This is a genomic window from Yersinia sp. 1252 StPb PI, from assembly GCF_048593885.1.
Classification (GTDB): Bacteria; Pseudomonadota; Gammaproteobacteria; order Enterobacterales; family Enterobacteriaceae; genus Yersinia; species Yersinia enterocolitica_E.
Window position 1 is genome coordinate 1 of record NZ_JAZGQE010000174.1, and the last position, 9,378, is coordinate 9,378.

Here is a 9,378-nt window from a genome sequence, read left to right on the forward strand (position 1 = left end):
CTATACTAATAAATATAACATATTAAACTTTGTGGTTTTTATCTGATAGCGGTGGCGGGCATGGATACTTGCCATCATGTTGCAGCGGGTTTTTTGCTGGTTGGCCATCATGATGTTCTTTCGCTGGCGGCAACGGGCGGCCACTCTTGTCTTTTGGCGGTTCAGGCGGGCGTTTACATCTCACCCCCGATTGTTTTTGTGCTTCTTTATTAATAGGTTGTGTGGCAAAGCTAGAGGCTGCATTCAATAGCAACACTGATACACCACAAAACATCAGTAACTTCTTCATTCTCGCTCCAGTTATTCAATAGGAATACATCATCACCATAACGGATTGTTCTTTCAGTTTTCTTGGCGAGATTTGTAATGATATTATCAAGTTGAGTGTCTGTAGTTATCTATTAGAGAGTATCATCATTCCAAACCTACACTGATTCATTGGTGTATGTTATAGTTCACAGTGTTATTATTAGCACCATCAGTAGACTGGTTATAATTTCATTTTTTCTTGTTCTAAATTATAGGTGATTTACTTTATGTCTTTATTTTCTTTTTATCATAACTGCCTGAATGCTTTGACTGGGAAAGTATTTGGTCAGCACCGTAAAGGTGAACCAGTGAAGAGAGAGAATGGGAAAGATAAATTATCTAATCTTCAACTGGATGTACTGTTGAATGCGGAAAAACAGGTCGCGATTATTACCACCGACTTAGAGAGTCGGATCACCATATTTAATGTGGGCGCGGAGCGAATGTTTGGCTATTCTAAAGATGAAGTCTTGGGATGCCCTATTTCGGATATACTGCATATTCCAGAGTTTGGTAAGGATCAAGCTGAGCTGGATTATTTATTGCTTAATCGGCGTGATGCCAGCGAGTGGTGTTATCAGCGCCAAGATGGGAAACGTTTCTGGGGAGCACTTAGTGTCCATGAAATAACTGCCGATAATAACCAGACCGTGGGTTATATTAGTGTGATTGCTGATGTTTCGGAAAGAAAATTCCTGCTGATGAAGCTGGAAGAAAGTAAGCAGATGATGGATCGTTTAACTAAGAATTTACCAGCAATGATTTATGCCTATTATTTAGATGCAGAGGGTAAATCTTATTTTAAATATTGTAGCGAGGGTGTCAGAAAAATATTTGCTCTGTCACCGGCTGATGTTTTGTATGTGCCCAGAGAGGAAAACCCTCTGTTTAGCCGCGTGCATACTGACGATATGGATATGCTAAAACAGGCGGTAGCCATCTCTCAACAGAATCTATCTGTCTGGCGCTGCGATTTTCGCGTGGTGTTGCCGGGCAAAGGTACACACTGGCTCCATGGTGAGTCTTTCCCGACGCTTCAGGATGATGGGGCTGTTATTTGGTATGGCTCGTTTTTCGATATTACTGAACTTAAACAGTCAGAATCGATCCTCAAGGCGTTGTCACAAACCGATGTATTAACTGGGGTCGCCAATCGTCGCCACTTTGATGATATCTATCAGCACATCTGGCAAAAAAACCGGATCGAAGGCGGTTCTCTGTCTGTGTTGATGATCGATTTTGATAATTTCAAAAGCTTTAACGACCTTTATGGCCATGCAATGGGGGATGTTTGTTTGAAATCCATTGTCGAAACTTTGTCAAAATCTATTCGTGGTGGTTCAGACATTTTGGCGCGCTATGGCGGCGAGGAGTTTATTGTATTGCTAGCACCCAGTACCCTGGCGGATGCGAAAGCGGTTGCCGAGCGCATGCGTCACTCCATTGAGGAGTTAGATATTCCCCATGGGATGTCGCCAGAGGGGCGGGTGACCATCAGCATTGGTGTGGCTTCGGTATCCGCGCCGGGTGAGTCTATTGCGGCGACAGACTTGTCGGATGCTGCGGATAAAGCGTTATATCGGGCGAAAACCACGGGGAAAAACCGCGTGGAAGCGGTGGTGCTGAACTGATACGTAAAGAGCGTGTGGGGCAGGGAAGAGAGTCATTACTGCCCCACAGAGTGTCGATTTAGGATAGTTAATGTCTAGTTGTCGTGATCCTGAGCTTCACGCAGGCGCTCTTGCTCTTCAGCTATAACCGCTTTGATTTCCTCCAGTACACCCTCAACATCAGCCGCTTCGGTGCTTTCTGCAAACTCACCAGTCAGTTGCGTTTCTGGATGCAGTTTGCCATCCTCATAAAGTGCCCACATCTCTTTGGCATACTTACGATTAAGCAGTTCTGGTGCGTATTGGCCATAATAGTGTGTCATGTTTGCGACATCCCGCTCCAGCATGGCTTTAGCATGATTGTTCGCCGCAGCATTGACGGCTTGCGGTAAATCGATAATGACCGGGCCCTCTTTATCAATTAAGACATTAAACTCTGATAAATCGCCATGAACCAGACCGGCGCAAAGCATCCGTACCACATATTGGATCATCAATGCATGGTCAATCAGCGCTTGTTCTCTGCTAAATGGCACATCACTCAGGCGAGGGGCGGCAAGGCCATCTGCATCGGTGACCAGTTCCATCAATAAAACACCATCAAGGCATGCATAAGGTTGGGGTACCCGAACACCGGCATTGGCGAGCAGGTACAAGGCATCCACCTCGGCAGTTTGCCAGGTCTCTTCCTGTTGTTTGCGGCCAAATTTAGAACCTTTGGCCATGGCTCGCGCGTCACGACTGTTACGAACCTTACGCCCTTCCTGATACTGAACAGCCTGTTTGAAACTGCGGTTTTCAGCTTCTTTATAGACTTTAGCGCAGCGGATATCCTGCCCACAACGGACAACGTATACATCAGCTTCTTTGCCACTTTTCAAACGACGGATGACTTCGTCAACCAAGCCGTCATCAACCAGCGGTTGGATTCGTTTTGGAATTTTCATGGCGTCCTTGTACCCTATTTAAGCCCGCGATGGAATGGCTTTGGCTGAATTTTCCTTCAGTTTACCATTCGCGCCCATCAGCGGGTGGGTTTTTACTGAGTATCAGGCAGCACTGAACTGGGCATTATGCAATTTTGCATAGGCGCCTTTACGGGCCAGCAATTCATAATGGTCGCCCTGTTCCACAATCCCTTCCTTATCGACCACAATGATACGATCGGCATTTTGAATCGTGGCTAAGCGATGGGCAATCACCAACGTCGTTCTGCCTTGTGATAATTCCGTTAGCGCAAGCTGGATGGCTTGCTCAGTGGCAGTATCAAGCGCGGAGGTTGCTTCATCCAGAATCAAAATCGGTGGATTTTTCAGGAAAATACGTGCAATTGACAAGCGCTGTTTCTGCCCACCGGATAATTTCACTCCGCGCTCACCAACAACGGTATCCAGTCCATCAGGCAAGCTTTCAATCAACTCATCTAGCCGGGCTTGTTGTGCTGCAACCATTATTTCATCGTCGCTGGCATCGAGTTTACCGTAAGCAATATTCTCACGGATAGATCCGCCGAATAAGAAAACGTCCTGCTGAACAATACCGATATTATTACGCAATGATTGCTGAGTCATATCACGGATATCAATACCATCAATCGTGATTGCCCCCTCATCGAGTTCATAAAAGCGGGGCAGCAGTGAGCATAATGTGGTTTTACCCGCCCCCGATGGCCCGACGAATGCCACAGTTTCGCCAGCCCGGATTTGCAGGTTCAAATGGGTGAAAATTTTATTCTGTGGTGAATAACCGAAACTGACATTGTGATAACAAATATCGCCATGCAAATGGCCAACAGGGCGAGCGTTTGGTTGGTCGACAATATCAGGCAGTGTATCTATCAATTGAGTGAATCGCTTAAAACCGGCAATTCCTTTCGGATAACTTTCCAGTACTGAGGTTATTTTCGCCACCGGGCGAAAAAACACTTCAACTAATAACAGAAAGCCGACAAAACCGCCGTAACTCAACTGGTCATGCACGACGTACCAGGTACCGGCAACCATCACAATTAACTGCACCAGACGGGTACTGAGGTAGCTCATGGTCATACTGGTGGTCATGATGCGGTAAGCCCGCAATTTGGTGGTGCGGTAGCTTTCGTTATCTGCGGCGAACAATTTCTTTTCATGAGATTCATTAGCGAAAGCTTTGACGACACGAATACCGCCGATACTTTCCTCAATGCGGGCATTAAAATTGCCAACTTGACCAAACAGTTTGCGCCAGGTCTCGGTCATCTGTGAACCGTAGCGGCTGACCAGATAGGTCATAAAGGGTACGATGATGATGGTGAGCATCGCCAGTGGTAAATGGACGGATGCCATCAAAATGAATGCACCGATAAAGGTCATAACGGCAATAAAAAGATCTTCAGGGCCGTGGTGGGCAATTTCTCCAACCTCTTCAAGGTCTTTGGTGACGTGGGTGATAATATGGCCGGTCTTCATATTGTCGTAATAGCTGAATGATAATTTTTGCAGATGGCTAAAAGCCTGGCGGCGCATGTCGGTTTCGATACCCACACCCAATGCGTGCCCCCAGTAGTTAACAATCGCCATTAGCGCAGTATTGAGCAGATAAATCATCAACAGGCCAGTTGCCGCCCAAACGATCAACACCCAATCTTGATTGGGAAGTAATTTATCAATGAACAGTTTTACCGCCATCGGGAAACTCAACTCCAGCAGCCCGGCCAAAATGGCACAGCCAAAGTCCAGATAAAAAAGCCCTTTGTACGGGGCATAATAAGAAAAGAAACGGCGGAGCATTGGGGTATCCTTACAATTACAGAGGAGAAATCGGTACAAATGTCGGAAAGAGCTGTTCGCTGTATTATAAATGTAAATGGTTCTTAATAGCATTTATTTTGCTATTTATTATCCGATAATAGAATTCTTATCTGTGAGAATATGCATTGAAGCCAAGATTATATCGAGTATTGTTAGTCAGAAAATAGCGAGGAGCAGTAGCAATGAATTTGACCATGACAGATGCCCCAACGACTGAAGATATTGCAGAAATCATTGAGGGATTGAAGGCTTTTAACCGTAAATTTGTTGGTGATAATGGTCGTAAACCATTAGCCGTATTTATCACAGGAGAAGGTGGCGAAAAGTTGGGAGGGATTACCGGATATACATTAGGTAATTGCCTGAGTATTGAGTTGTTATGGGTATCGGATGCATTACGTCACTCAGGGGCTGGTACTAACTTGATGAACGCAGCCGAACAGGAAGCAATACAGCGGGGATGCAAGTTTGCCCAAGTAGATACATTCAGCTTCCAGGCTCGCCCGTTCTATGAAAAACAGGGTTATCAATTGAAAATGACGCTAGAAAATGTACTGGGTGAGTACCACCGTTATTATTTGACTAAAAATTTGATTAACGAGTTTGGCGGCACAAACCGACCATGCGCAGTTTAAATTCAAACAGTATCAAGGCCTATGTCTAATAGGTCTATTTTGTTACTGATACATAAAGAGGCTACCGCTGTGAGTATATATACGCCTTAATATTAGTGTCACGCCCACTCAACAGTGAATATTCAGCTTTTAAAGGAGGCTCACATTTTCTCTGAATTGCATCTATAGGCGTGGGTCTTCTATTAGGTTATTCTGTTTTACATTGGATTAGTTAATGTAAATGGAAATGAATATGGCGGCTTCATCAAATAAAAAGCTCTCGCTGTGGTCATTAACCTCGCTGGTCGTGGGTTCAATGATAGGTGCTGGTATTTTCTCTTTACCTGCTACATTCGGCCGAGCAACCGGAGGCTTGGGTGCCATCATCGCGTGGATTATTGCTGGTGGCGGAATGTTAACTCTGGCCTTTGTTTTTCAGACTTTGGCACAACGTAAGCCAGATTTGGATTCCGGTGTTTATATTTATGCTAAAACTGGGTTTGGTGATTATGCCGGTTTTGCCTCAGCCATTGGTTTTTGGGCTGGCGCCTGTATCGGCAGTGTTTCCTATTTTGTTTTGATCAAATCAACATTGGGAGCCTTCTTCCCACTATTTGGTGATGGTAATACGTTATCCGCAGTCTTAATTGCGTCATTAATCTTGTGGAGTTTTCATTTTATGGTGCTACGCGGTATCAAAGAAGCCGCAGCAATCAATACTATTGCCACCTTTGCTAAAGTTATTCCGATATTTATTTTTGTTATTGTGCTGGCATTTGCATTTCATACAGATACGTTTGCATTAAACTTCTGGGGTTCCCAATCTTTGTCTGGTGTCGGTGATCTCTCCCATTTGGATGACTATGGTTATACCGGTCATGCGGCATTAGATATTGGTGCAACATCAGAGACACTATTTGCTCAAGTGCGCAGTACTATGTTGGTCACCGTATTTGTTTTTGTGGGCATTGAAGGGGCGAGTGTTTATTCCCGTTACGCTAAAGAAAGAAAGCATGTTGGTATTGCTACTGTTCTCGGTTTTATTGGTGTTTTATGTTTACTGGTATTAGTGACAATGCTTTCCTATGGTGTGCTGCTTCGTCCTGATCTTGCTGCTTTACGGCAACCCTCAATGGCTGGGGTGTTAGAACATATAGTGGGTCGATGGGGCGCTATATTTATCAGCATCGGGCTGATTATCTCCGTTATGGGTGCATATCTGTCATGGACCCTATTGGCGGCTGAAGCACTCTATTCCGCAGCAAAAAGTAATATCATGCCGCAGATATTTGCAACGGAGAATAAGCGCGGGGTGCCATCGGCAGCGGTTTGGATGTCGAATATTTTTATCCAATTATTCTTAATTGTTACGCTCTTCACTGAGTATGCGTTTCAGTTGGCACTGGAACTCACTAGCTCATTAGTTTTGATCCCCTATTTGCTGGTTGCGGCTTATGGGTTGAAATTGGCCTGGACCCGAGAAACCTATTCGGCAGGTTCGGTCGAGCTGAAGAAAGATTTTATTTTTGCTTTGATAGCAACACTATATGCCATATTAATGGTCTACGCGGGCGGGTTGAAATACATATTACTGTCAGCAGTGATATATGGCCCGGGAACTGTGCTGTTTATCATCGCGAAGCGTGAGCAAAAGAAAGCAATATTCGCGCCGATTGAAAAATGTCTTTTTGCCGTGGCCATGATTACCGCTTTAGCCGCTCTGTATAGCCTCGCCACAGGGATAATTACGGTATAATAACGGCGGTGATACAGTAATTGTCTACTGAACAGAGATGACATTATATTATCGCCACAAACACTTAACTAAAACTAATGTATTTTGCGCCTATCCCTAACTTTACAATAGATGGGCTTGATCTATAACACAGAGTACGACAGGATCGCGTTGGAATAACTAATGGTTAGGTTGATATCCGATAGAAATGTATCCATTATAAAACGCGATTTTTCTTATATAGAGTTAGGATTGGTGTGCGCCAATCAGTAGGTATTGCTTTGAAAAAACAACAAAATATTACCCCGAATAGTGATTATTCTGCGGGAATTGGCGATGCGCAATTTGCGCTCGTGGTTTTACTTACAACATCATGTTTGCTGATTGCAATAACATTGATTGCGATCCTATGGCTAATCTAATGATACGCCATAGAAATTAGGGGGAATGTATGGATAAGAGCTTGTTTGATGACAACAAAGTCATCGCATTGATCGGTTTACTGTTGGCGGCACTCATTGTTGTCAGTGTCATGTTTGCGATGACCTATATGGCGGATCGCCAACGTAACGAAGCACAACCTATTGATGTACAGAATTGCTATAAAAAGAACTGAAAAGCGTTATTCGCCGGAGAGCAGTGGTAAGCATTCAGGCGAATCGTGGGTATTGCGGAGTGTTATGCCAGCTTCTGATGAATAGCATGCAAGGGCAACGCGATATTCAGGTCAATATCAGTATTTTGCCTGAAATCATACGGAGTGATACCGTAACGTTTTCTGAACATGTAAGTAAAATGTGACTGTGAGCCAAAGCCAAAGTCCAATGCGATATCAAAAATCGTACTATCACTACTTCTTAGTTGATAAACCGCGCCCGCTAAGCGTCTTTCCCGAATGTATTTACCCAGCGATACCCCGGTCACTTCTTTAAATATTTTCTGCATATGCCAAAGCGAATAGCCTGAATACACGGCTAACTCTTCAAGGTAGATGACCCGCCCTAGATGGGTTTCGACCCATTTACTGAGGGCGCAGACTAACGCGAGATGATTTTCTTGTGACATTATTTAGTCTGTTTTTTCTGGATAGGAGTAGAGCAGTATACACAAGTTGAATCGAACAACACAAAACACCAAATTGCTCCCGATTGAACAAAATAGACCATAAAGACTTTTCAGACAGTGTTTGCAAAAGATTTTTCTGGTGCCATAGTAAAAGGGTAGTGTCATCAGGAAGGGGTCTATCCCGAGGATAAAGGGTTGAGTTTGGAAAAATAGAAATTAAAAATGATGAGGTGATCGCATGTTAATAACGGTGATTATGACTCTGATAGCGGTTGTCGGCGTAACCGTTTTTTTAAAGATGCCAGTAATGGTCCTGCATAAAGGTAAAGGCGCAGGAGGTGATGAACTGTGAGATTAGGAATATTGTGATCGATCTACATCTAATGAGTTTCCTCTAGAACCAGGTGATTGATAATTTCATGCCTGGTTTTTTTATATCCCCTTCGTACTGACGTTAGCTTTCTTGCCATCTCATATCTGCTTCTTTCTCGCAAAAAGAGGGGGCAATTGATTGATTAAGCACATCATCGACATCGGTTGTAGGTATTTCATTAGCCGAGGATAATGCCAGTCTTTCGAGTCGACAAGAGCAGTGCAGGTTAAAGAAATATTTCAGCAAGCGTGATATCCTTTTACGATATTACTGAGAAGGAATTATGCATGTCTGAAATGTTTACTAATGACCAAGAGCTGGTGTCAGACTTGGTTGCCTGCCAACTGGTGATTAAGCAAATCCTTGATGTGATTGATATCATTGCTCCGGTGGAGGTGCGAGATAAAATGTCCCATCAACTTAAAGCTATTGATTTCTCTACACACCCGGCAGGGGCGGACCCAGTGACTAAGCGAGCGATTGAGAAAGCCATTGCATTAATTGATATGAAATTTAGCCAAAAATAACCGCTACCGTTTAAGGCTGTCTGCAAGTAGGGCGGTAGTATCAGGCTAGCGGCCGTGGGGGAAATGCACTGCGGGTTATGAATAGCAAACCCGCAGTTCAATTATTCAAAAACGTTATTGCCGATCTTTTTCACTAATGGGCAGTTACTGACACCAATGACACCATTTTCACCGTTTATAAATTGAGCGGTTGTAACAGTTCTTGCCGTCAGATATTTACACTGCAAACCAATGCCTGCGGCGTTTTTCTCACTGCCAATAAGCACGCCATAGCCTGAAAAGAGAAGGCCCAAGTATATGATTGCTGCCACCAGAACCAGTCTGAATAAACTCATGTAGTCACTCCATGTAATTAG

General features: G+C 44.1%; 10 protein-coding genes. 5 read left to right on the top strand and 5 right to left on the bottom strand.

The features are described from left to right. Positions 1–22: 22 nt before the first annotated feature. A complete protein-coding gene (locus tag V2A85_RS19190; RefSeq protein ID WP_420072113.1) occupies positions 23–289 on the bottom strand; it encodes a hypothetical protein in 267 nt (88 codons plus the stop codon). Between the two features lie 247 nt (positions 290–536). On the opposite strand from V2A85_RS19190, the gene V2A85_RS19195 reads away from it, so the two are divergent. Then, positions 537–1,940 (top strand): sensor domain-containing diguanylate cyclase, encoded by a 1,404-nt coding sequence (locus V2A85_RS19195; protein ID WP_372559224.1) that lies wholly within the window; start codon positions 537–539, stop codon positions 1,938–1,940. Between the two features lie 74 nt (positions 1,941–2,014). On the opposite strand, the gene V2A85_RS19200 is transcribed toward V2A85_RS19195, so the two are convergent. Further along, positions 2,015–2,866 carry a PA4780 family RIO1-like protein kinase gene (locus V2A85_RS19200; protein ID WP_083158573.1) on the bottom strand — a complete coding sequence of 284 codons (852 nt, stop codon included), beginning with the start codon at positions 2,864–2,866 and terminating at the stop codon, positions 2,015–2,017. A 102-nt stretch (positions 2,867–2,968) separates the two neighbouring features. After that, a complete protein-coding gene (locus V2A85_RS19205; RefSeq protein ID WP_372559223.1) occupies positions 2,969–4,687 on the bottom strand; it encodes an ABC transporter ATP-binding protein in 1,719 nt (572 codons plus the stop codon). A 203-nt stretch (positions 4,688–4,890) separates the two neighbouring features. Between V2A85_RS19205 and V2A85_RS19210 the strand changes: the two genes are divergently transcribed. The 3 genes from V2A85_RS19210 to V2A85_RS19220 all read left to right on the top strand — a co-directional run bounded on the left by V2A85_RS19210 (position 4,891) and on the right by V2A85_RS19220 (position 7,673). Further along, complete coding sequence (locus V2A85_RS19210) at positions 4,891–5,343, top strand: GNAT family N-acetyltransferase (protein ID WP_372559222.1); 453 nt, start codon at positions 4,891–4,893, stop codon at positions 5,341–5,343. 232 nt (positions 5,344–5,575) lie between these two features. Further along, positions 5,576–7,078 (top strand): basic amino acid/polyamine antiporter, encoded by a 1,503-nt coding sequence (locus V2A85_RS19215; protein WP_372559221.1) that lies wholly within the window; start codon positions 5,576–5,578, stop codon positions 7,076–7,078. Positions 7,079–7,508: 430 nt separating this feature from the next. Next, a complete protein-coding gene (locus tag V2A85_RS19220) occupies positions 7,509–7,673 on the top strand; it encodes a hypothetical protein (protein WP_083158578.1) in 165 nt (54 codons plus the stop codon). A 62-nt stretch (positions 7,674–7,735) separates the two neighbouring features. Here the strand turns inward: V2A85_RS19220 and V2A85_RS19225 are convergent, their stop codons facing one another. Beyond that, positions 7,736–8,122 carry a helix-turn-helix domain-containing protein gene (locus V2A85_RS19225; protein WP_038632374.1) on the bottom strand — a complete coding sequence of 129 codons (387 nt, stop codon included), beginning with the start codon at positions 8,120–8,122 and terminating at the stop codon, positions 7,736–7,738. Positions 8,123–8,782: 660 nt separating this feature from the next. On the opposite strand from V2A85_RS19225, the gene V2A85_RS19230 reads away from it, so the two are divergent. Continuing rightward, positions 8,783–9,022, top strand: a complete 240-nt coding sequence (locus V2A85_RS19230) for a DUF2766 family protein (protein ID WP_083158579.1) — start codon at positions 8,783–8,785, stop codon at positions 9,020–9,022. A gap of 101 nt (positions 9,023–9,123) precedes the next feature. Here the strand turns inward: V2A85_RS19230 and V2A85_RS19235 are convergent, their stop codons facing one another. Beyond that, the gene (locus V2A85_RS19235) at positions 9,124–9,357 is read right to left on the bottom strand and encodes a YobH family protein (protein WP_102970397.1); all 234 of its coding nucleotides are present in this window, start codon (positions 9,355–9,357) and stop codon (positions 9,124–9,126) included. Between the last annotated feature and the right edge of the window lie 21 nt (positions 9,358–9,378).

Bases quoted from the DNA above. Each gene is read 5' to 3' on its own strand.
- V2A85_RS19190 (WP_420072113.1), bottom strand. From the start codon at position 289: ATGAAGAAGTTACTGATGTTTTGTGGTGTATCAGTGTTGCTATTGAAT.
- V2A85_RS19210 (WP_372559222.1), top strand. From the start codon at position 4,891: ATGAATTTGACCATGACAGATGCCCCAACGACTGAAGATATTGCAGAA.
- V2A85_RS19215 (WP_372559221.1), top strand. From the start codon at position 5,576: ATGGCGGCTTCATCAAATAAAAAGCTCTCGCTGTGGTCATTAACCTCG.
- V2A85_RS19230 (WP_083158579.1), top strand. From the start codon at position 8,783: ATGTCTGAAATGTTTACTAATGACCAAGAGCTGGTGTCAGACTTGGTT.
- V2A85_RS19220 (WP_083158578.1), top strand. From the start codon at position 7,509: ATGGATAAGAGCTTGTTTGATGACAACAAAGTCATCGCATTGATCGGT.
- V2A85_RS19225 (WP_038632374.1), bottom strand. From the start codon at position 8,122: ATGTCACAAGAAAATCATCTCGCGTTAGTCTGCGCCCTCAGTAAATGG.
- V2A85_RS19195 (WP_372559224.1), top strand. From the start codon at position 537: ATGTCTTTATTTTCTTTTTATCATAACTGCCTGAATGCTTTGACTGGG.
- V2A85_RS19235 (WP_102970397.1), bottom strand. From the start codon at position 9,357: ATGAGTTTATTCAGACTGGTTCTGGTGGCAGCAATCATATACTTGGGC.
- V2A85_RS19205 (WP_372559223.1), bottom strand. From the start codon at position 4,687: ATGCTCCGCCGTTTCTTTTCTTATTATGCCCCGTACAAAGGGCTTTTT.
- V2A85_RS19200 (WP_083158573.1), bottom strand. From the start codon at position 2,866: ATGAAAATTCCAAAACGAATCCAACCGCTGGTTGATGACGGCTTGGTT.